Below are 22,143 nucleotides of genomic sequence, written 5' to 3'. Positions count from 1 at the left end.
AAATAAAATTAGTTTGAAGGCGTGCTAACCGTACGCTGAGGCTTTGGCAGTTGATACTGACTGCCTGAGTCATTTTTTAGTGTTAGGGTGTTTGTACCAGCGTTAGGCGTAGGATATAAAGGGACAAAAGGTGCAGGCTCTTTATTCGCTGGCAACTCAATCGGTGCCAGTTTTTTGCTTTGTTGGTATTCCAAACTACCATTGTCGCGTTTGCCAAGTACGTTTTTGATACTTTGGCAACCGCTCAATACGAAGGTGCTGCCCAAAACGACGGTTAGCAGCGCAGGGATTATCTTTGTGATCGTCGATGATGTTTTCATCATGTTATCTCTCTGAGTTAGCAATTATTGCTCGATGATACTATGGCTCTAGGCTCTATAATGCTATTGCTTGATGACAATGGTGCTCGATCATACGATAGCTCGATATTACTATAGTAAGTTTGCACGCACCAAAGCTTCATCGATAGTGGCATGATGCTTTTGTGCCAGCCATACCAACGGCAAGCGAATCCCTTTGTCGATCATACCCATTTTGTGCAGGGCATATTTGGCAGGAATCGGGCTTGACTCGATAAACAGATCACGATGCAGATGCTTGACCACATCATGAGCTTTGTCAGCAGCGACAAAGTCGCCACGCAGACCAGCGGCAAAGGTCTCACTCATGGCTTTTGGTGCGACGTTGGCCGTCACGGAGATATTGCCCTTACCGCCGACTTTCATCAAATCAAGCGCGGTGCCATCATCACCAGATAGCACCACCATTTTATCCCCCACAGCTTTGATTAGCTGCTCACCGCGGCCCACTGAGCCTGTGGCGTCTTTGATGGCGACGATATTGTCGATATCACATAAGCGCTCGACAGTCTCTTGGGCGATATCGACGACGGTGCGTCCTGGCACGTTATAGAGCATCTGCGGAATGTTGACCGCATCGGCGATGGTCTTGTAATGCTGAAACAACCCTTCTTGCGGCGGCTTATTATAATAAGGCGCAACGAGCAAGGCGCAATCTGCACCAGCGTCGGCAGCATCTTGAGTCAGCTTGATGGCTTCCATGGTGTTGTTGGCGCCTGTGCCCGCAATCACTGGTACGCGACCTTTGACATGCTGCACAAAATAACGAATCACATCGCTATGCTCTTGCATCGATAGCGTTGCTGACTCGCCGGTGGTACCAACGGCCACCAGACAATGCGTGCCTTGCTCAATCTGCCAATCTATGAGGTCTGCCAGACGTTTATAATCGACCGTGCCGTCAGGATGCATGGGCGTTACCAAGGCTACCATTGAGCCTTGTAGTCGGGTTTTAATCTCGTCGTATGCTGTGCTCATAACCGTGCCTTACTGTATTATCCTAGCTTTTATCAAAGCTATCACATGATAGGTCGTTTGCAAATGCCAGTGTGCACCTCTACTCTACCTATCGTTATATAGGCAAAAATAGACACTCATGGTATTACGTGCGATGTTTTATCTTACGTACTGTCGTACTGTGGAAATGCTGGTGTACGCCAAGCACTTGCGATATAAATGCGTCTGTCTGATTTTAAAACATAATCATTAAAACATGATCATAAAAAACGCCTGCTAGTGTAGCATATTTTGATTTGACCGCTATCAATCAATTGAGATTACATCTACGTCGCTAATCAATAAACTGCTCACCACCGCTCACCCATGACCTGCATCAAAAGTGCTACCCGTCATTAATGAATCACCATTTGGTGGCTTATTAATGACTGATTAGTGTAGCGCAATGCAGCAGCGCTGATAAGTGTTTTACAAAATATTAACGAATCGTCAACACATCGATAGTGGGCCGATACAAGCGAAACGGCAGACCACGCGTGCCAATACCGCTACTGACAAATATCTGGGCACTGGCATGCTGGTATAAACCGCGCTGCTTACCCATACGACTATTGCCAAGCATACCCTTGTGACCACTGCGCTGGATGTCTTGTTGCTTTTGCGCCTGCCATATATTTTTTTGTGTGGCTTTTGCTGCCCCTGTGATCAATAACGGCCGTGGTTGTGGCGATTTTGGCAAGTCGCGGATACTATCAAACCGTGAGGCCAAAATAATCACCGGCTGACGCGCGTGGGTGATTTTTGTCCCAAGCTTGGCCTTGTCCGCGCTGTTTTGCTCATCGATTGCGCCACATTGTACAGGGACATCTTGCCAACCACACAGCACGGCTACAGGCGCATCTGATGCGTGCGCCGCTAAGCGTTGGGGCTCTTTTGTACTGTCAAAACAACTGGCAGATGGCGGCATGGCGGCGCATCTGAGCGGCAACGAGGTACACTGCTGACCAATGTAGCTGATATCAAGCACATCAAATGCGCAGGCCAAAGTGTCTTCTAATAATGGCTGGCCTTGCTTGGTAGTGTTGAGCGACTGATAACGCAAGTCTGAGCTACTCATCACTGTATAGATCGGTTTGTTGACCCCTTTAAACAGCATCAACTGCCCGACCAAATCGGCGCTAGGATAATACAGCCAATCACCGGTAATCAAAACCGCATCCACTGCCAATTCATTGATGGTCGCGACCAGCTTACGAATATGGCGCGGCTTGCCACTATATAACCCAATGCGCAGGTCTGCCAATACAGCCACCGTCAGTGGTGCCGACAAACCCAAATCGACAGCATGGTGCTCAAGGCGCAAACAATTGGGCTGAATGATAACGGTATAAAAATAGAGCAGCATGGCCGCCACCGCGCTGAGCAGCACCGGCCACGCTAGGGCAAATAGACCTTCCATCCAGCCTGTCAGTAGAAGCAGCGCCCAAACAGGCATGGTGTACGCGGCATAATACAGTATGAGCTTGCCCCAGATACGCAAAAACCGTTTGGTCGGATTGGCATTGAACGTCTGTAATCCTGACCATAATAGAATATACGCAAGCAATGCGGCTGCTATAGAGATACTTAGCGTATAAAGTGCGTGGTCAGTCATAATTACCTAGCGGTTATGGATAAAGGTGGAACAATCGAGCAGTGGCTTTTGAGCAGTACTTAGCCATCATTGCTTATCAGTCAATGCTTATTTAGCAGGGGCTACAACGCCTTATAAACTGGGCTGACAAAATAGGGCTGACAAGAAGCAGATCATAAAATAATAGCTGGCAAACCCTAGCGATTAGACAGCGCCTGCCACAGCCAAACGTGCGACCAGCCAGCATCGCCCAAACGATATGTGGCGAGTTGGATAAAAAATCAGCCATTATAGAGGCCGAGCTCTATGATAGACAAGCACAATTGTAAACCCATGTATTCACTTGACCTATCTTGCGTGCCGTACTGATGGTACTTGCCGAGACATCTCTAATAAACCATAGGATTGAAGCATAGGATTGAGCGACCCGTTCATCATTCTGCTGGCTGCCTCATTATACTGACAGCCTATGTCAATCATTGTCCTATTTATTCAGTTTTGTCCAGTCAGATGCTCGCATTGCGTGACGACTCCTGTATGACACAAGGCTACTCGATACGCAGACCGATGATACCCGGAACACCTTGACGAATGACCTCAATGGTCACCACGCCTTTTTTGGGTAACGTTGAGATGGCACTGGAAAAATCAGTGACTTTTTTAATCGGCTTTTGGTGAAAATTGGTAATCACATCGCCTGCCATGATGCCTGAGCGCGCCGCCAGCCCTGTGGGGTCGACTGTGGTGACTAAGATGCCGGTTTTATTGTCAACTGCCAGCTCTGCTTGCTCATCGGCGGTCAAGTCACGTAAGCGCAGCCCAAGCTGTATATCATTGTCTTGCTGATCGCCGCTTTGTGCTCGGACATCATTGGGCGCATAGGCCAGCGTGCCACGCGCGAGCATCCGTTTACCATCGCGCTGAATCTGCACATGAAACGCGTCGTTGGGCTTGGCACGGTTGAGTAAATTCAACAAATCCGAGGCGCGCATGATTTGCGCATCATTATACTGTAAAATAATATCGCCAGGTTTTAGCCCTGCTTTTTGAGCGGGCGAATCTGGCGATACGCGAGTCAGCAACGCCCCTTGCGGACGCGACAAGTTATACGCTTCTGCCAAGTTGCGATCGATGTCTTGTGGATAGATACCCAGATAAGCACGGGCGACTTCACCATTAGTTTTTAGCTGCTCATAGATATCCATCGCCGCATCAATCGGGATAGAAAACGACAGCCCCATATAGCCACCTGTACCACTAAAGATACGCGAGTTGATACCGATGACCTCGCCGCGCTGGTTAAACAGTGGGCCACCTGAGTTTCCTGGGTTTAGTGCCACGTCGGTTTGGATAAACGGCACACTGGTATCGCGTGAAAAATTGCGCGATTTGGCGCTGACGATACCAGCCGAGGCCGAATAATCAAAACCAAAGGGCGAGCCAATCGCCAGTACAGGCTCCCCAACTTTTAAACCATTTGAGTCGCCGATCGGTAACGCGGGAAACTGCTTACCACTGACCTTTAGTACTGCCACATCCGAGCGCTCATCGCTACCGACCAAGGTGGCATCCAGCTCTGTCCTATCGTTGAGCGTGACGGTGATTTTGTCCGCGCCTTCGACCACATGATGATTGGTCAACATATAGCCATTTGTAGTGACAAAAAACGCGGTGCCGTAGGCATGCTCAATCGCTGGGGTCGCGGCTTGATCCGGAATACGCAGACGATCACCAAAAAACTGCCTGAGCAGCTCTGCCGTTTGGGCCTTAGCAAGCTCCGCCTCACTGACGGTTTTGGTCACATTGACACGCGCCACCGCTGGGGTGACCTGCTGTACCAAATCCGAAAAATCCGCCGTGCTGACGGCAGCATGCGCGCTTGGCATCGCCGTGGTATATACCCCTGCCAGCATCGCTGTGCTCATGGCAAGCGCTAAAGTGCTGCGCTGTAGCCAATGACGCATACGAGGTTTGGCTGGCGCTGTAGACATATTGATAGGCATCGTGTCCTCCATATGAGTGATCATTATTATTGTCAATGGCCGTGCTGTGGCGAATACTATCGCTGCATCTCAAAGACGATGCTATGTACAGTTAGGTACAGTGCTGCTGGAATACGTTTTGCACAGTCTGTATGACACCTGATAGCACGCAATAAAACTTATTCGAGCAGGACGAGACAAACAATGTAACAGCACAGCCATGTGATGCAAAATAGCCGCTTGGTGCAAAAGTGGGCCATGTCTTATCGTTTTATCCGTACTGTTGTCCCTGATTTCAATCCCTTTTTGTTATGCAATAGGTTACTGGTTTTTTTGCTGCAATACCATTGGCCGTCAGTATCTTTATATCAATATCTTTATAGTAGCGACAGGCCATCGGTACGACAAAGATGGCGACAAAAAGGCAGCTACTGTATGATAAATCAAAGCGCTGGCCTATATTATCTGCATAAGACCAGTATCTTTTAGCGCTACATCATGATCTGCTGCGGCGCTAACGCTGCCAAATATGGCCGGTTATCACGCAATAATCAGTCACACGGCAACTAGCAGCGATGAAATAAAATCATGTTATGATAGCAAGCCAAACAACTTTACAAACAAACAAAAGTCAATTAAAAAAATCGATTGGATTGACCTTACGTTTATCAACTTGGCTCGTATCGCCCTTATTTTCCATCTTTTGCATGACTAGAGGCGTTTATACCTTATTTCAACCTTGTCAATAACTCAAAGCCGCCTATCAGCTACTAAGTAGGCCATATGAGTCATATAAACCTGCCAACCGAGTACCATGATTGGCGTAGGTTTGATGACACGGATTGACTGTTGGATTTGGTATGTTTATCTGGGAATGCTTTTGTCTTTATTACTTTATAGTATATATCACATCTGGCTCATGTTTGGATGCATGATGGCTATCTGCTGATGGCCTTGCTACTAAAAAGCTTGCGACCGTTTGCGACATCGATACACACTGCCGATGGCAGGCAGCGCGGTCGCCCAAGCAATGGATAGATATAACATATGACAAGATTACAAAAGGATTAATGTATGGATACCGCCCTATTACTATCTGGCGTGGTTGGGATTGGCATCGCCGCCCAATGGCTGGCTTGGTATTTAAAGCAACCGTCCATTTTATTTTTATTATTGATAGGTATCATCGTCGGGCCAGTCTTGGGTATTTTTGACCCTGATTTGGTGCTCGGTGAGCTGATGTTCCCCTTCATCTCTTTGGGGGTGGCGATTATTCTATTTGAAGGCTCGCTGACGCTAGAGTTTGATGAAATCAAGCAACACGGCACCGTCGTACAAATGCTGGTCTCGGTCGGCGTACTGATCACCATTGCTATCGTGGCGTTATCGACGTATTTATTATTTGATGTCGATCCACTGATTGCCCTGCTATTCGGGGCCTTGGTCTGTGTGACAGGCCCGACAGTCATCATGCCGCTACTGCGTAGTGTACGCCCCAATAAGACCATCTCCAATATCCTCAAATGGGAAGGCATCATCATCGACCCGATCGGCGCCATCGCGGTGGTATTGGTCTATGAGTACATCATCTCAGGCGGCGAAGCCAGCAGTATCTTATTGTTTGCCAAGATTGTGGTGCTAGCGACAGCACTTGGAATGGCAGGCGCTTGGCTGCTTGCGTTCCTCATGCGTCGTCATATGATTCCTGAGTTTTTGCGCAATGTCTTTACCCTAGCCTTCGTGCTGGTGCTGTTTTCAGTATCGAACCATTTAGAGCACGAGTCTGGTCTATTGACGGTGACGGTATTGGGTGTGGCGCTGGCCAACTGGCCCAAATTCCCGCGCGAGACGATTTTGGAGTTTAATGAATCCTTAACCATCTTGCTCATCTCTGTGCTATTTATTATTTTGGCCGCCCGTGTTGAGCTGGCAAGCTTGCTAAGTGTTGGGTTTGCAGGATTGGTGCTGCTGGCTATCGTCATGTTTGTGGCGCGGCCTTTGTCTGTCTGGGCATCAGCCATCGGCTCAAACCTTAAGACCAATGAGAAGCTGATGATCAGCTGGATTGGGCCGCGTGGTATCGTCGCTGCTGCTATCTCATCTTTGTTTGCTATCCGCTTACAAGAGTATGATATCCAAGGCGTCGAGCTGCTAGTGCCACTAGTGTTTATGGTCATCATCGGCACGGTCTTGATCCAAGGTTTGGGTGCCAAAATGGTCGGCAACTTGCTGGGCGTGCGTGAGCCTGAAACCAATGGTATATTGGTGGTCGGCTCAAACCCTGTCGCGCTTCTTATCGCCACCTCGCTCAAGGACCAAGGTTTCGATGTCATCGTCGCTCACAACAACTACACCAATATTGCTCGCGCCCGCATGAGTGGCCTACGTACTTACTTTGGCAACCCCATCTCAGACCACGCCGACCATCATCTGGATTTGATTGGTATCGGCCGTCTGTTTGCCATGAGTATGGATAAGGAGATGAACACCTTATCTGAGATTCATTATCGTCACGAGTTTGGTGAGCGTAAGCTATATCGTCTTAAGTTTAGTGACGAAAAAGTCAAAAGCGAGCGCGACGATAAGCAGTCAAACTTCCATTCACAATGGCTGTTTGGCAAAGACGTCACCTATACCAAGCTCGCCAGTATGCTGTCCAAAAAGGCACGTATCAAAATCACCAACATCACTGACAGCTATAGCTTTGAGCAATATAAGGCCGATAATAAACAATTTGTGCCGCTCTATACCGTCGACAAAGAAGGCAAGCTCCACGTCATCACCGACAAGTTTGATGGGACGGTGCCGCGCGATCGCAAGCTTATCTCCTTGGTGGTGGACGATGAGGTACAGCCAAAGCCAGTCGATGTAACGCCAAAGCAAGAGCAAGCGCGTATGGCGGCGGATGCCAACTTTGAATCCAGCTCCAAAGCGCCTGAAAAACGTAAAGAAAAAGAGCTGAAGGAAGAAAGTACTGACGCTACCGAGCCTGTGAGCGTAACGGGCGCAGACAAAGTCGCTGGCGATACAACTGCCGAGCAAAATCCTGAGCAAAATGCGCCGACGCACATGCCAAAAGACGCAAGCAGCAGCTTGGATACAGTCGCAAACGCCGCCGCGACATCGGATACCGCGACACCAGACCGCTCAGCGGCTCAAGTAAAAAACGACAATGCTGATACTGCCAGATCAGCCACAGCCGCCAAGACCAAGGCAACTAATAACAGCAATACCAATGGCAATGGCCATGCGCCTAAGACCAAAAAAGGCTCGCTGGATCCCAATCGCTTCCCTGATGCCGGTCAAGATACTGCAACCGACACGGACAGCCGCAAAGACCCTAACGCTTAACTGAGCCATAACTGACGCATCACCAGACAAGCAACCATAGAAAAACCCCCAACCAACGTTGGGGGTTTTTTCTACGACGCCGTTTTTATATTAGCTCCAGCCTTTTTTGTACCGCCTGCCAGATGCGTGCACCAACCTCCTCGGCGCTGCCCGACGCCTCAATCCGCTGTATGCGCTCAGGATACTGGCGCGCAAGCGTGTCAAACCCCTCATACACCCGCGCAAAAAACGCATCCGCTTGCTGCTCAAAGCGATCGGCGGCGCTGCGCTTGCCAGCACGCCGCATCCCCTCAGCGACTGGTAAATCTAACCACAACGTCAGCTCAGGCAACTGCGGTACAAACTGAGCAATCAACATATCAATCTTTGCGCGCACTGCCTCATCACCATGGGCGCGGCCAAATCCTTGATAAGCCACGGTTGAGTCAGTAAAACGATCACATATCACCCACCTGCCAGCTTGTAGCGCGGGCAAAATCACTTGCTGCATATGATCGCAGCGCGCAGCAAACATCAACAGTAGCTCAGTATCGTCATTTATGTCGGTCGCAGGGTCTAGGAGTATCTGGCGCAGATGCTCAGCAAATGGGCTGCCACCAGGCTCGCGGGTACGCAGATAGTCGATACCACGGCTATCTAAACGTGTGCATAGCTGCTCGATCGCTGTGGTTTTACCCACGCCCTCAGTGCCTTCAAAACTGATAAAGCGACCTTGTATTATCTGATTATCAGTAGCGACTTGCACCAGATTGGTGTCGGCATTGGCAGGTATAGATACAGACATGAGATGACCTTGTGTCATGATTAAGCGCTATGAGGTGACATAGCGCTCGATAAATAGGTGTATGGTTTCAAAAAGACCATCACGTAACGGAAATTATCGCTAACGGGTATTACTGCGGCGGTGTTTGTGCTTTCTTTTCGCGCATGACGCTTAGGTAATCTCTTACCGCTTGATTGTGCTCAGCCAAGCTATTGGTAAATTTGTGCCCGCCATCACCGGTTGCCACAAAATATAGCGCCTCGCTATCTGCTGGATGCAAGGTCGCCTCGATAGAAGCGGCTGACGGCAGGGCGATGGGCGTTGGCGGCAACCCATCGATTTGATAGGTGTTATATGACGTTTTTTCATCGATGTCTTTACGGCGAATATTACCATCATAACGGCTGCCCATACCATAGATGATGGTTGGGTCTGTTTGCAGGCGCATGCCCTTATCCAAACGGTTTTTAAACACTGCCGATACCAACGGACGCTCATCAGCGATGCTGGTTTCTTTTTCGATAATAGAAGCCATGACCAGTGCCTGATAAGGCGTCTGATACGGCAGGTTGGGCGCACGGCTTTCCCAAGCATCAAACAATGCTTGCTGCTGACGCTTATACAGATCCGTTAGTACCTGCTTATCGGTTGAGCCTTCACCATAATAGTAAGTGTCTGGCGCAAACCAGCCCTCAAGGTTGTGATTGACGATGGGATCGTTACTACTGATTACCGCCTCTGGCAAGATACCGACCAAGTCGAGCCCCTGAGCGATGCTGGCATTACTCGCGGGACGGGTGTTGTCGTCATTGTCTTGCAACACTTCTTTTTTGATGCCTGGGTTGTCACGTAAAGTCTGATAAAGGTCGCTTGCAGTCTTGCCTTCGATGATCTGTATCTTGACCATGGCAGCTTTTGCGCCTTGCTCTAGTATCTGTAGTGCCTCGGCGATGGTTGGATTTTCAGGCAGCTGATAGATACCAGCGTGCAGCGGCGCATCGACTTGCGACTTGATATAGAGCTTGGCCACACTGGCAGAAAACAGCGGAATCTGCTGTTGCCACTGTGGCAATAGCCCATAGTAAGTCTGACCCTGCTCAATCGTCACCATCTGCGCTGGCTGCTCGATACGGCCAAACAGCGTCTGATAAACCATCACCAAAAAAAACGCGGCGATCAGCCCCAGCACCAGTAACACCTGATAGCCCCGCTGCATAAAAAACGACGGATTGTCCACTTTGTAAGTGCGCGGTTTGCCCTCGCCGCTGATGAGCGATACATCTGTCGCAGGCGCGTCTGCTACGTTGGTGGCTGACGGCTCTACAGGCGTGTCATCCGTACGCGGCTTTTTAGCATTGGACAATGCGGCATTGTCTTGCTGGTTTTCTGGTGTATCATTGGGACGTTCGGGCGGCGACTCAGGGGTTGGTGTGCTCATGACAACTCGCGGGGGCAGAAGTTTGCTAGAATTTAGCACTGAACCGTGTGATTTTCAATGGGATTTGTTTAGCTTGTTACTTTTGTTGCAGCGCTTACATCTACTTACTGGGCACAAAAACGCATCATGAACTTATATTTTAATCAAAGTCTGGCCAAAAATTACAACTCCAAACCACAGATTATTCGTGTGCTTAGTGAAGCATGGGTAAAAGACAACGGTTACTGTCCCAACTGCGGCATTCAACCATTAGCTGAGTTTGGCAATAATAAACCTGTGGCTGATTTTTATTGTGCAGCTTGTGCCGAGCAATATGAGCTAAAAAGCAAACAATCAAAATTAAGCAATATTATCAATGATGGCGCTTATGAGACTATGCTTGCGCGTATTAATAGCGACGACAATCCAAGCTTCTTCTTTTTGACCTACTCCCAAGAGTATCGCGTTAATAATTTTCTGATTATTCCCAAGCAGTTTTTTAAGCCCGATATTATTATCAAACGCAAACCATTGGCAGCCTCTGCCAGACGTGCAGGTTGGGTCGGCTGCAATATTGACCTGCGCCGAGTACCAGAAACTGGAAAGGTGTTTTTGGTCAAAGACCAGCAAGTGATACCGCGCGACAGTGTCATGCAGCAGTTTCAAAAGACGTTATTTTTACGTAAGCAATCCATCACGTCACGAGGTTGGACGCTAGATGTTTGGCAGTGTATTGATAGATTGGGTGATAAATTTAGCCTGCAACAGGTTTATGCATTTGCTGATAAATTACAACGTAAATACCCTGATAACAACCATGTGAAAGATAAAATTCGCCAGCAGCTACAAGTGCTACGAGATAAAGCCATTATTGAGTTTGTGGGCCGTGGTCAGTATCGAAAATTAAGCTAAGCTTACTATAGTTGTTTAAAAGACGATCACTTCTCTAAAGTCTTTTTGCTAGGATCAGCAGCAGCAACCCTAGCAACAGAGATAATGATTATGAAAAGTGACACAGGCTTAAAAACTTATCAGATAGAAATAGTTGAAACGATGAGCGCTATTATAGAAATAAAAGCTGAAGACGATTCTTCAGCGATTATACAAGCGCAAGAGAAATATAGGCATGAAGATATTGAGTTAAATTATGATGATTTAGTTGATACCAAATTTAATATTTTTGATGTGAAGTAAGCGACTAATTCAACTCAACCACTTCACCCGATAGCAAAGTAAGTGAACTCATCGGCATCACCCCGCGCAGCGCATTACAAAAGAATAACCGCGTTAACCGTGGCAAATCCTTATCATGTAATGAACGCATGACTACTGGTCGTTCTGTATTCGCAAGCGCATCGATGATTACTTGTCGCATGACCCCAGCGACACCCGACTGCGCCATCGACGGCGTATACCATTGGCCAGTGGTCAGATAATTGGCCTGAGTCTGGTCGTTATCGCTGCTGGTTGACACAGGTAGCGGCGACTCTGCTAGTTGATAAAACACATTGCTCATCGTGCCCTCCACCCAGTGTCCGCTCATATCGCGTAACAGACCCTCGGCGATCTCTGGCTGTGGAGGGTTTGGCACCGGCTGAGCATTTAGCCACTGCGTCTTATACCGTTGCAGCTCACCGCTTGCGAGGACATTATCCAAGCGATTGAGGCTTTTGAGTCCAGCCAATGGCGGCGGTAGGCTAGCAATCTTCGCCGATAGACAAACGGCGGCGCAATTAGGCTGCCTAGGCATTCTGCGTCCATCAGGTAGCGTGATTTGCTCTGCTGTCTTGACAGGCATAGCGGCCATTTTTAGCCAGACATCACAGGTGCGACCAGCTGCATCAGGCGCATAGCCATAGCCGCGTACCGCCTGCGTACTACGCGTGACGATTAGCTTTAGCATGCCTTGTTGCAGCTGCTTGCCATAGACGGACAGGCGGCTCATGAGTGCCGGGCAGTCTATATCCAGCTGCAGCGCTTTTGCATGGCTAAGCAGTCGCTGTCGATGCTGCTGCTGCCACAGTATCTGCCCATCGACGACGCCCATGGTGGTAAAAAAACCATCAGCGTATGCCAGTCCGCGATTGTCTAAGGCGACTGCAGATGCCGCTGATGGTTGTTTTGCAGCATCTGAGTCTAGCGCCTCTAGGTGCTGGCCGGCCAATTGTAGGCAGTGCCAAGCATTGCTCGGTAGGGAAGCGGCGTTAGCAGGCGGTAGTGCTATATTAGATGGCAGCATTGAATCGCTTAGCCGTCATTTGTTTGGGCGGCTGATTTATTGATGATCAGCATACAGCTATAAAACTCACACTTGGCCAGCTCGACTTTTTGACCACCGATGACTTTGTTTTTGACGACTTGACCCGCCAGCATATCGGCGATGACTTTACCACCATCGTCGCCCATCAGTTGCCGTGCCAGCTTGTAGGCTTTTTTGGCATGGTTTTGACTGTGCTCTTTTTCTGTATCTGAGTCGGTGGGGTTGGCATAGTACCAGCCAAGCTCAAGATATTTTTCGGAGTCGATAATATCTAGATACGGCGCGTCGGTCTTCATAAAACGATATTTGGATGCTGGATTGCTGGCATAGTCGAGACTGTTTTCGTCTGTACTGAGCACCTTGCCAAATGTGGTTTTGATGCCGTCCAGCTCGGTGACCTTTAGGGGCTCTACCTTTTCATTACTCCATGCCGAGACATCGTATTTGACAGGCGTGCCCTGCTCAGCCACCGCGCCGTCGAGGTCTGAGTCTGAGGCCGCATTGTCTTGGACTTGCGGTTCAGTGACGGCCTGCGCACTGCTATCGCTGGCCGCATCTGAGGTTTCAGGATCGTTTTTGTTGCTATCACAGCCGCTCAATGACAGAGCCGTCGCCATTATTGTACCGACTAGAAGGGTCTGTAGGTTATTATTCCACATGGGCAATTTACTCACACTTTTAGATGGGTCTCAACGTAGTATTAACGAGCTGGCAGCGATGCCGCTGATAACGATGAATGATTGGGTAACAGCTTATACTTTATTCATTTGTACTTTATAAAATAGTGATGCTCTACTCTATATAGGGCGTGTTGAACATAAAACTGTTGTATAAATTTAAACGCGCTACTGGGATGAATTTTGCGCAGCCTCTAGGAACGGAGCACGCAAGTAAAATTTATACCAGTAGCGCTATGCGCTTTTTAGAGTGCATCGGCTATATAGCTCATACGCGCCTCATAAGCTTGTTAGTTTACCCAACTGCATAACACTTGACTACCCTTTACGTTACGCATCCCCCTCCCAGAAAGTACAGATTTGTTAAAGACCTAACCCAGCAAAGCCTTTTTCAGCAAAACCGTTGTCAAAAAGTTGTCAAAAAAACGCATAGCGTACTCCCGCTTCCGCATAGCCATGACTTATATCCATCTGCTCAAGCGTAGGGTTTGTCAACACCCGCGTTATCCCTTATGATGATTGGTCTCTAGCAGAGATTTATCGATTACCTTTTGCTCATTGTTTATTCGCGGACTCTCTATGACCCAACACTTTATCGTCATCGGCAATCCCATTGCCCACAGTAAATCTCCTGAGATTCATGCCCAGTTTGCCGCTCAGACGGGGATAGATATCAGCTATCAGCGTCAATACTGTCCTGATGATGCCACCAGCTTTACTGCGCTACTCGAAGCGTTTTTTCATGGCGGCGGCGTGGGTGCCAATGTCACCGTGCCGTTTAAACAAGTCGCCTATGCATGCTGCGCGGCGCGTGGCGGCTTGTCTGAACATGCCAAGGTAGCAGGCGCGGTCAATACTTTATGGTTAAATACAGCATTGTTAAAAAACGGTGCTTCCGTCTCTGAGGCCATTTATGGCGATAACACAGACGGTCAAGGTTTGGTCAATCATATACTGAGCTTGGGCTGGCCACTTGCAGGCGCGCGCGTGGCACTGATCGGCGCTGGCGGCGCAGCTCGCGGGGTGATTTTGCCACTGATTCAGGCAGGTATCGGTGATTTGAGCATTGCCAATCGCACAGTGAGCAAGGCGGAGGAGTTGGCTTGTGAGTTAAGCGCTGCAAGCGACGTGATTGACGCACATGCTATCTCGACCTGCGCGACAAGCGAGCTGACAGAAGCCTTTGACATTATTATCAATGCCACCTCTATTGGGCTATCTGGTGAGACGTTGCCACTGGCAGATACGCTAACGGCTCATTATGCCTATGACATGATGTACGGACGCACGCTGCCGTTTTTGCAGCACTTTGCCACTCACGGCGCACAGACATCGGACGGTTACGGCATGCTCATCGGCCAAGCAGCCCTGAGCTTTGAGCGCTGGACGACGCAAAAGGTAGATGTCGCCATAGCGACTGCGGCGTTACATGATAAGGCGTTAAATGATAAATAATACTGTGATAAATAGCGCTTAACCAACACGCGCCAGCAGCCAGTTTTCTATACGCCTTAATGGGCGACGTAGGCGCATCGAATGCATGGCCAGCCCGCCACCTAGGCCGACCACACAGCCGAGCGCCGTATCAAGCATCCGCGCACGCATGACTTCCTCTGCTATCGGTGCCACCATCGAGGCACTGCCGTACTCAGCGATAAAGATAGTCAGCGGCGTGATAAAGATCACGGCCAGACCATAATGCCGATCGACCAATGACTCGATCAACAGCATCATCGCGAGTATCGAGGCGGCCACGCCCCACTGCGACAGCCCCCACGACAGCATCCAGCCGGCGACCGCCATGCCAGCGATAGTGCCGAGTAGTCGGTGTAGCTGCTTGATCCACATCGTGCGTAGCTGCATGCCCTGAATGATGATAAAACAGCTCATCGCCGCCCAGTAAGGATAGGGCATCTCAAAAAACATGGCGAGCGCTAAGGTTAAGCTGACAAAGCCCGCCACAATCGCACTATCACCGATCGTATCTGCTTCATAATGATAGACAGGCGCAGGCGCGACCGTACGCGTCATCAACAAAAACAGCGTATACAGCGCCGCCAATAACATCGACGCCCCGCTGCCCAAAACCACTAGCCCCATCGCCGCTGGCACCTGCGCCAGTGGTGTCGGCATAAACAGTGCTATCGCGCCTGCCATCATCACAAACAACCCTGCAGGTGGCGGCTGACGATAGTAACGCCCCAGCAGCACGACCCCAAAGGCCATCAGCACAAACACCGGCAACCTAAGCCATGGCAACTGCTGAGCTATCAGCCCCAAAGCAAAGCTCATCGCCATCGCAAACCCCCATGCCATGACCGTCACCAACCGATACGGCAAACTACCCACCAGCGGTAGGTTTAAGATAATCATCGCCCCCAGCGACGCCTTAATACCTGAAGGCAGCGCATCAAAATATGCCCCGACAAACACCGGAAAACTAATAGCAAGCGCGGCGATAATGGGCGTGTGCCACGGTCTTTTGCTGCGATTGACCTTAAGCAGATGATCCAGCTCGCCATCGATGAGCGACTTGATACGAGTCCACAAAGCGGTGCGCCAAACGACATACTGGTTGCGTAGTCTTTTGCACATAATTGGCCTACTGTCTCCTAGATATAGGTGTATTTGTTCGGTGGCCTACCTTGCTCTTTAGGTAATGCCTGCTGATTATTGTCACGCTGCTCTTACTCCTAGACCGCTGTGATAACGACGGTCACAAAAGTAGAGCACTGATATAAAAACACTGATATAAAGGTGTTGATATAAAAGTGCTAAGATAAAACTGCTAAAAGAAAGTGATAAAAGTAACAGACTAAAAAAAGCCCCATCATTCGCATTTCGACAAAACTAAAAGTAATAAACTTTTATTAAAAACATGAATATTAGTTATATATTGTATATTTGTACGCATAGAAGATTTATACTCGTACAAACGCCATAGCAGCTGACTTTTACTAAGGACGTTTGTAGGGCTTTCATGGAAGACATCGACTGGCTGCTCTTATCACCCTCCATGACCACTGACAGACGACCAACAGACCATTGGCTATCAAATAGATACAGTGTCTACCTCTATCCCAAATAAGTAAAGATCGCTTACATAAACACTGGCTCAACGACTGCGCCACAATCCTATGAGAGCGAACCAACCAAAGAGAGCGATTATGTTAACTTACAAAGCACCCTTACGTGATATCAAATTTTTGATCAACGATGTGTTTGATTATCAGACGCACTACAAAAGCTTAGACAACGGCGAAAACGCTGATCCCGAAACCGTTGATATGATCTTGCAAGGCATGGCGGATTTTGCCGAAAACGTCCTATCACCACTTTACCAGCCTGCTGACGAAGAAGGCTGTCATTTTGAAAATGGCGAAGTCACCACACCAAAGGGCTTTAAAGAAGCTTATGACCAATTTGTAGAAGGCGGCTGGCAAGGCATCTCATACCCTGAACAGTACGGCGGTATGAACTTGCCGATGTCCATTAACCTCATTAAATCTGAGATGATCGGCACGGCCAACTGGCCATGGGCGATGTATCCTGGTCTATCTACTGGCTGTATCAACACCTTATTACAGTACGGCTCTGATGAGCAAAAAGCCATCTATCTACCAAAGCTGGTCGAAGGCTCATGGTCAGGTACCATGTGTCTGACTGAGCCGCAGTGTGGTACCGACTTGGGACAAGTAAAATCAAAAGCCATCCCGCAAGAAGACGGTACGTATAAAATCAGCGGCACCAAAATCTTTATCTCAAGCGGTGAGCACGACCTAACAGATAACATCATTCACATTACTTTAGCACGCCTACCCGATGCCCCAGAAGGCACGCGCGGTATCTCGCTCTTTATTGTACCAAAATTCACGCCCAATGCTGAAGGTGAGGCCGGTGAACGCAATGCAGTCGTCTGTGGTTCAATTGAGCACAAAATGGGTATCAGCTCGTCTTCGACCTGTGTATTGAACTTTGATGGTGCGACTGGTTATCTTATTGGTGAGCCAAATAAAGGCCTAAAGGCGATGTTTACCTTTATGAATACTGCTCGTATCGGTACAGGTATCCAAGGTCTGGCACACACCGAGCTGTCTTTCCAAAACGCCTTGCCTTATGCCAAAGAGCGTCGCTCGATGCGCACCTTATCAGGCACCAAGGATCCTAAAAAAGTGGCAGATGCCATCATTCATCATGCCGATGTTCGTCGTATGCTACTGACGCAAAAAGCCTTTGCTGAAGGTGGTCGTTCGATGATCTATCACTCAGCGCGCTATGCGGACAAAATGGCACAAGGCGTGGCCAATGGCGATGAAGCAGAGTTTGAGAAATGGGATGACAAGCTAGGTTTTTATACCCCCATCCTAAAAGGCTTCTTAACTGAGCTGGGTATCGAGGCGGCCAAACACGGTCAGCAAGTCTATGGCGGCCATGGCTATATCAAAGAATGGGGTATGGAGCTGATTGCTCGTGATGCCCGTATCGCAACCATGTACGAAGGTACCACGGGTGTACAGGCGTTAGATTTGCTCGGTCGTAAGGTCATCTTGCAATCTAAAGGCAAGATCATCCGTGACTATACCTCAAGCATCATGAAATGGTGCGGCGAGTATGCCCTTGATAAAGACATGCGTAAGTTCGTTTGGGCATTGACCAAGCTATGTGCTGAATGGAACACCTTGACCGTTCGTCTGATGCTGATGGCACGTAAAGACCGCGAAATCATCTCTGCGGCCTCTGATGACTTTTTGATGTACTCAGGCTATGTGATGATGGGCTATCACTGGGCGCGTATGGCAGCGGTCGCGTATGACAAGCTCAAAAACGGCGGCACAGAAGCGCCAGAGTTCTACCAAGCGAAGATCCAAACCGCTGAGTTCTATTTCGATAAGCTACTGCCACGCACCTCAGGTCATGCTGAAAGTATGGTTGCCCCAAGCGAGAGCATGACAGCGATGGATATCGACAGCTTTGCTTTCTTAGACTAAGACTGCCTCTCGCACTCATTTATAACGATAAAAAAGCGCCTATGATTTAGGCGCTTTTTTTATGTGTCATAGAATATCAAAAAGCGAAAAAAACATCTGTGAGAAGATAAAAATGTGGTCGAGTTATATAGAGTGAGTGCAGTATAAAAACGATAGTCGCAAACACCGACAGCCATCAGCCTATCGATACCATGTCGATACCATGCTGCTAGTCATCGGTGATCGCAGCAAAATGCGCATTTAGCGTCGTCGCCAATTGATGCGGCGGCAACTCTATCTCTAAGCCGCGACGGCCACCGCTGACGTAGATGGTAGACTGCGTTTGAGCCGAGCAATCTATCATCGTCGGCAAGCGCTTTTTTTGTCCAAGCGGGCTGACGCCGCCTAGTACGTAGCCGGTCGTGCGCTCAACCAGTTTGCTATCCGCCATTTGTACTTTTTTGCAAGCCAAGGCTTTGGTAGCAGACAAGGCTTTGGCCATTTTTTTGAAGTTTAAGGTCTTATCAACGGGCAATATGGCCACGGCAAGCGCGCCTGCATCGCTCGATACCACTAAGGTCTTAAAGACTTGAGCGGCATCTACGCCCAGTTTTTCTGCCGCCTCAAGACCAAAAGAGGCCGCTTGTGCATCATGGGTGTATTCGTGTAATTGATAATCCAGACGGTGTTTTTTGGCAAGATTGATAGCAGGCGTCATAGGGGGTTCACTTACCTTTTTTAATAGATATATTCTAATAGATATCAGAACAGAGCGGTTTTCATCAGTCAGTGCGTCCATTATTGCGCTAAACGGGTCAACTTTCAAACGATTGTACCGCCAGCTGCGCGCGCCTAGCCTTGTTTTTAAATACTGTCTTTCATTGCTTCATTGCTGCCCTTAAGTGCTGTCTTTAAGCGCTGTTCTCGCTTACTGCCTGATGACTGACAGATAAGCGATGACCACTGGCATATGAATATTAGTAGTATATACAGACAGCATATATCGCTTTGCTGGCTTTTATGGCATCATAAGCGCACTATATTTGATGATTTTTGATACTGATTATGATACCGAAGTTCCTAAAAAAACGGATTTTTAAAGCGCCCGTCACCACGGACAACGCCGCAACTGACGGCCAACCAGTCACGCCTAAGCCTTATGCAAACGCCCCGATCAATCAGCTCTATCGCAAGCTATCGGGACAAATGCTGGACGTCGCGGTCAAACCCAAACTACTAGGAGAGCTGCCTGAATTTGACAGCGATGATCAGACGCTCAGGTTTTATGTGCTGCAAGATTATTCGCGCTCCAATAGTATTTTGATTGACCTACAGACCCAAGAGCACAACCTGCCGCCTGCGTTGGTCGGCGTCCAAGATAGCGCTCATAACATCAAAGAAAACGCCGCTATTATCTTTTTAAAGCACCCAAGTGCCAAAGACAGCCAACTCTCGCCGCGTCTATCGCGTTTGGTCTCTGCGGTGTTGCAGTACCCGGAGCTGAAGGTTCGGTTGGTACCGGTGTCTATTTTGTGGGGACGCGCGCCAGAAAAAGAGGACTCGTTATTTAAGCTGTTGACCGCCGATAACTGGGAAGACCCAAGCATCACCAAGCAATTATTTAATATCGGAGTGATGGGGCGCGATACCTTTGTGCAGTTTCATCCGCCGCAGGACTTGCGTGCGCTGATCCACGAGCAATTACATACCACGCCCGTAGAAGACGACCATGCTCAACCTGTCAGCGATGAGATGCCCGCTTATACCCTGACCACTGGCGTGGATGGCAATCGCGAGCTGGTGCGGATGTTGCAGCAGCAGCTCACCACCTATCTGGACAAGCAGCGCGCCAGTATGCTGGGCCCTGATTTATCAGACCGCCGCAACCTTGTAGACAAGCTCGTGTACTCGCCTGCCATCAAGCACGCGATAGAAGCCGAGGCCAAGGCTACGGGTACCAGCGTACGCGAAGCGCGCAGTGTCGCCAAAGGCTATGCCAATGAGATGGTCAACGACTACTCGCACTCGATCATTCGTGGTTTTTACAAGTTTTTGACGTGGCTATGGACACAGCTATATGATGGCGTCGAAGTCCATCATTTCGAGCGCGTACGCGAGCTGGCGGCAGACTACGAGCTGGTCTATGTGCCGTGTCATCGTAGCCATGTCGATTATTTGCTATTGTCTTATGTCATCTACAAGCGCGGTCTGAGCATTCCTTATGTCGCCGCTGGTGACAATTTAGACGTACCAGTATTAGGGCCGCTACTACGCGGCGCGGTAGCGTTTTATATTCGCCGTAGTTTCCGTGGTAACGCGCTTTATACCGCGGTGTTGCGTGAGTATATGCATACTCTCATCACCCGCAACACGCCGATTGAATACTTTATCGAAGGGGGCCGCTCTCGCTCAGGGCGACTGCTACCGCCGAAGATGGGCATGCTGGCGATGACGGTTCATAGCCAGCTGCGCCATACCAACAAGCCTGTGGTGTTTATTCCGACCTATATCGGTTATGAGCGCATTATGGAGGGCGGCACCTACGTCGGCGAGCTAAAGGGCAAGCCAAAAGAGTCCGAATCCCTTATCGGCTTACTCAAAGTCGGGCGCAAGATCGAGCGTATCTTTGGTAATGTCCATTTGAGCTTTGGTACGCCGTTGCACCTAAGCGATTTTATGACCAAGTTTGATGTACCAGCAGACAGCCTGCCTGCCGATCGCACCGATACCCCACTTGACGAAAAAACCAGCGCCATGGTGGACAATATCGGCGTCAAAATCATGCAGCATATCAACAAAGCCGCTGTCATCACGCCAGTATCGTTATTGTCACTGGTATTGCTATCAGCCCCAAAAGCGGCGCTTGATGAAAACATTTGCCGCGAGCAAATCGCCTTGTATCAGGGGCTCGCCCAGCAGCTGCCTTATGCCGATGATACTTTTATCACCGATATGAGCCCGCAGCAAATCATTGATTATGGTATCAAGCTCAAGCTCATCGAGCGCACGCCGCATATCTTAGGCGACATCATTCAGATTGCTGGCAAGCAGGCAGCGTTGCTCAGCTACTTCCGTAACAATATATTGCACGTCTTTATTTTGCTGTCGTTCTTATCGGCCTTGGTCGCTCGTAATGGCCGCATCGAGCGCAGCCGTTTGGACAATATTGCCACACAGATGTATCCATTTTTACAAAGCGAGCTGTTTTTGTACTATCCGGCGCACAGCCTAAACGATACCCTCAACAAAAAAGTCGATAGCCTGCTCGCTCATGGTCTTATCGTCGAGCTTGGCGATGGTATCTTGAGCGTCCCTGAGTCCAATAGTAAAGGCTATCAGCAGCTACAAGTACTGGCCACGCCTGTCGGGCAGAGTCTCGAGCGTTACTTTATGACCCTTGCCCTACTCGCGCAGCAAGGCTCGGGCAATCTGACTGAAAAGGAGGTCGTGGATTTGTGTCACTTGCTCGGTCAGCGCTTGTCGGTGCTATATGCCGACGACATTCCGGATTTCTTTGATCGGGCGTTGTTTACCAGCTTTATCAGTGCCTTGACGCGCCTTGACTACTTACAAAAAGATGAAGAAACTGGGGTGCTGACCTTTGATCATCGTATCAATGACATCGCTCACCATGCCAAGTACGTTCTGACGCCTGATATGATGCAAATCTTGCAGCAAGTCGCAAGCTTAGACGAAGAAGAGATTACCCACGCGATTACTGAGATTAGCAATAAAAAGCAGCGTAAATTTGGTCGTAAGCGTTAATTGATACCGTTA

Annotated in this window: 16 protein-coding genes; 6 read left to right on the top strand and 10 right to left on the bottom strand. The window is 49.0% G+C overall.

The features are described from left to right. Positions 1-8: 8 nt before the first annotated feature. The 4 genes from JFC05_RS02605 to JFC05_RS02590 all read right to left on the bottom strand — a co-directional run bounded on the left by JFC05_RS02605 (position 9) and on the right by JFC05_RS02590 (position 4,913). Positions 9-323 (bottom strand): hypothetical protein, encoded by a 315-nt coding sequence (locus tag JFC05_RS02605; RefSeq protein ID WP_227679979.1) that lies wholly within the window; start codon positions 321-323, stop codon positions 9-11. A gap of 108 nt (positions 324-431) precedes the next feature. Then, a complete protein-coding gene (dapA, locus tag JFC05_RS02600) occupies positions 432-1,337 on the bottom strand; it encodes a 4-hydroxy-tetrahydrodipicolinate synthase (protein ID WP_198335652.1) in 906 nt (301 codons plus the stop codon). A gap of 457 nt (positions 1,338-1,794) precedes the next feature. Then, positions 1,795-2,970 carry a metallophosphoesterase family protein gene (locus JFC05_RS02595; protein ID WP_198335651.1) on the bottom strand — a complete coding sequence of 392 codons (1,176 nt, stop codon included), beginning with the start codon at positions 2,968-2,970 and terminating at the stop codon, positions 1,795-1,797. Between the two features lie 527 nt (positions 2,971-3,497). Beyond that, positions 3,498-4,913, bottom strand: a complete 1,416-nt coding sequence (locus tag JFC05_RS02590; RefSeq protein ID WP_420850549.1) for a Do family serine endopeptidase — start codon at positions 4,911-4,913, stop codon at positions 3,498-3,500. Between the two features lie 1,092 nt (positions 4,914-6,005). On the opposite strand from JFC05_RS02590, the gene JFC05_RS02585 reads away from it, so the two are divergent. After that, positions 6,006-8,282 carry a cation:proton antiporter gene (locus JFC05_RS02585; protein WP_198335649.1) on the top strand — a complete coding sequence of 759 codons (2,277 nt, stop codon included), beginning with the start codon at positions 6,006-6,008 and terminating at the stop codon, positions 8,280-8,282. Positions 8,283-8,367: 85 nt separating this feature from the next. Here the strand turns inward: JFC05_RS02585 and tmk are convergent, their stop codons facing one another. Together tmk and mltG are read right to left on the bottom strand one after the other, a co-directional pair. Further along, positions 8,368-9,000 (bottom strand): dTMP kinase, encoded by a 633-nt coding sequence (gene tmk / locus JFC05_RS02580; RefSeq protein WP_244658168.1) that lies wholly within the window; start codon positions 8,998-9,000, stop codon positions 8,368-8,370. Between the two features lie 175 nt (positions 9,001-9,175). Beyond that, entirely contained in the window at positions 9,176-10,483 is a 1,308-nt protein-coding gene (gene mltG, locus JFC05_RS02575; RefSeq protein ID WP_198335647.1) for an endolytic transglycosylase MltG, read from the bottom strand. Between the two features lie 126 nt (positions 10,484-10,609). On the opposite strand from mltG, the gene JFC05_RS02570 reads away from it, so the two are divergent. Both JFC05_RS02570 and JFC05_RS02565 read left to right on the top strand, forming a co-directional pair. Next, entirely contained in the window at positions 10,610-11,374 is a 765-nt protein-coding gene (locus JFC05_RS02570) for a DpnI domain-containing protein (protein ID WP_198335646.1), read from the top strand. 90 nt (positions 11,375-11,464) lie between these two features. Beyond that, positions 11,465-11,656, top strand: a complete 192-nt coding sequence (locus JFC05_RS02565) for a DpnD/PcfM family protein (protein WP_192995776.1) — start codon at positions 11,465-11,467, stop codon at positions 11,654-11,656. 4 nt (positions 11,657-11,660) lie between these two features. Here the strand turns inward: JFC05_RS02565 and JFC05_RS02560 are convergent, their stop codons facing one another. After that, on the bottom strand, positions 11,661-12,701 hold the full coding sequence (locus JFC05_RS02560) for an aminotransferase class IV (protein WP_198335645.1): 1,041 nt from the start codon (positions 12,699-12,701) through the stop codon (positions 11,661-11,663). Positions 12,702-12,709: 8 nt separating this feature from the next. Then, entirely contained in the window at positions 12,710-13,381 is a 672-nt protein-coding gene (locus tag JFC05_RS02555) for a hypothetical protein (protein ID WP_198335644.1), read from the bottom strand. A gap of 597 nt (positions 13,382-13,978) precedes the next feature. Here JFC05_RS02555 and aroE point away from each other — a divergent pair. Beyond that, complete coding sequence (gene aroE, locus JFC05_RS02550) at positions 13,979-14,854, top strand: shikimate dehydrogenase (protein ID WP_198335643.1); 876 nt, start codon at positions 13,979-13,981, stop codon at positions 14,852-14,854. A gap of 18 nt (positions 14,855-14,872) precedes the next feature. Here aroE and JFC05_RS02545 read toward each other — a convergent pair whose 3' ends face one another. Beyond that, the gene (locus JFC05_RS02545; protein ID WP_198335642.1) at positions 14,873-15,994 is read right to left on the bottom strand and encodes an FUSC family protein; all 1,122 of its coding nucleotides are present in this window, start codon (positions 15,992-15,994) and stop codon (positions 14,873-14,875) included. 572 nt (positions 15,995-16,566) lie between these two features. Here JFC05_RS02545 and JFC05_RS02540 point away from each other — a divergent pair. Next, entirely contained in the window at positions 16,567-18,387 is a 1,821-nt protein-coding gene (locus tag JFC05_RS02540; protein ID WP_198335641.1) for an acyl-CoA dehydrogenase C-terminal domain-containing protein, read from the top strand. Positions 18,388-18,595: 208 nt separating this feature from the next. Here the strand turns inward: JFC05_RS02540 and ybaK are convergent, their stop codons facing one another. After that, positions 18,596-19,084 (bottom strand): Cys-tRNA(Pro) deacylase, encoded by a 489-nt coding sequence (gene ybaK, locus JFC05_RS02535; RefSeq protein ID WP_198335640.1) that lies wholly within the window; start codon positions 19,082-19,084, stop codon positions 18,596-18,598. 347 nt (positions 19,085-19,431) lie between these two features. Here ybaK and plsB point away from each other — a divergent pair, with 347 nt between their 5' ends. Beyond that, on the top strand, positions 19,432-22,131 hold the full coding sequence (plsB, locus tag JFC05_RS02530; RefSeq protein ID WP_198335639.1) for a glycerol-3-phosphate 1-O-acyltransferase PlsB: 2,700 nt from the start codon (positions 19,432-19,434) through the stop codon (positions 22,129-22,131). Positions 22,132-22,143 lie beyond the last annotated feature (12 nt).

Origin of the sequence: Psychrobacter celer (assembly GCF_016107555.1) — a bacterium.
GTDB lineage: Bacteria > Pseudomonadota > Gammaproteobacteria > Pseudomonadales > Moraxellaceae > Psychrobacter > Psychrobacter celer.
Note: the sequence above shows the minus strand (reverse complement) of the source record. Positions and strands in the feature narration are given on the sequence as shown.

Coding starts and splice junctions, on each gene's coding strand:
- plsB (WP_198335639.1), top strand. CDS start 19,432: ATGATACCGAAGTTCCTAAAAAAACGGATTTTTAAAGCGCCCGTCACC.
- ybaK (WP_198335640.1), bottom strand. CDS start 19,084: ATGACGCCTGCTATCAATCTTGCCAAAAAACACCGTCTGGATTATCAA.
- JFC05_RS02585 (WP_198335649.1), top strand. CDS start 6,006: ATGGATACCGCCCTATTACTATCTGGCGTGGTTGGGATTGGCATCGCC.
- JFC05_RS02540 (WP_198335641.1), top strand. CDS start 16,567: ATGTTAACTTACAAAGCACCCTTACGTGATATCAAATTTTTGATCAAC.
- JFC05_RS02595 (WP_198335651.1), bottom strand. CDS start 2,970: ATGACTGACCACGCACTTTATACGCTAAGTATCTCTATAGCAGCCGCA.
- JFC05_RS02590 (WP_420850549.1), bottom strand. CDS start 4,913: ATGCGTCATTGGCTACAGCGCAGCACTTTAGCGCTTGCCATGAGCACA.
- JFC05_RS02555 (WP_198335644.1), bottom strand. CDS start 13,381: ATGTGGAATAATAACCTACAGACCCTTCTAGTCGGTACAATAATGGCG.
- JFC05_RS02570 (WP_198335646.1), top strand. CDS start 10,610: ATGAACTTATATTTTAATCAAAGTCTGGCCAAAAATTACAACTCCAAA.
- JFC05_RS02565 (WP_192995776.1), top strand. CDS start 11,465: ATGAAAAGTGACACAGGCTTAAAAACTTATCAGATAGAAATAGTTGAA.
- dapA (WP_198335652.1), bottom strand. CDS start 1,337: ATGAGCACAGCATACGACGAGATTAAAACCCGACTACAAGGCTCAATG.
- JFC05_RS02605 (WP_227679979.1), bottom strand. CDS start 323: ATGATGAAAACATCATCGACGATCACAAAGATAATCCCTGCGCTGCTA.
- JFC05_RS02560 (WP_198335645.1), bottom strand. CDS start 12,701: ATGCTGCCATCTAATATAGCACTACCGCCTGCTAACGCCGCTTCCCTA.
- JFC05_RS02545 (WP_198335642.1), bottom strand. CDS start 15,994: ATGTGCAAAAGACTACGCAACCAGTATGTCGTTTGGCGCACCGCTTTG.
- aroE (WP_198335643.1), top strand. CDS start 13,979: ATGACCCAACACTTTATCGTCATCGGCAATCCCATTGCCCACAGTAAA.
- mltG (WP_198335647.1), bottom strand. CDS start 10,483: ATGAGCACACCAACCCCTGAGTCGCCGCCCGAACGTCCCAATGATACA.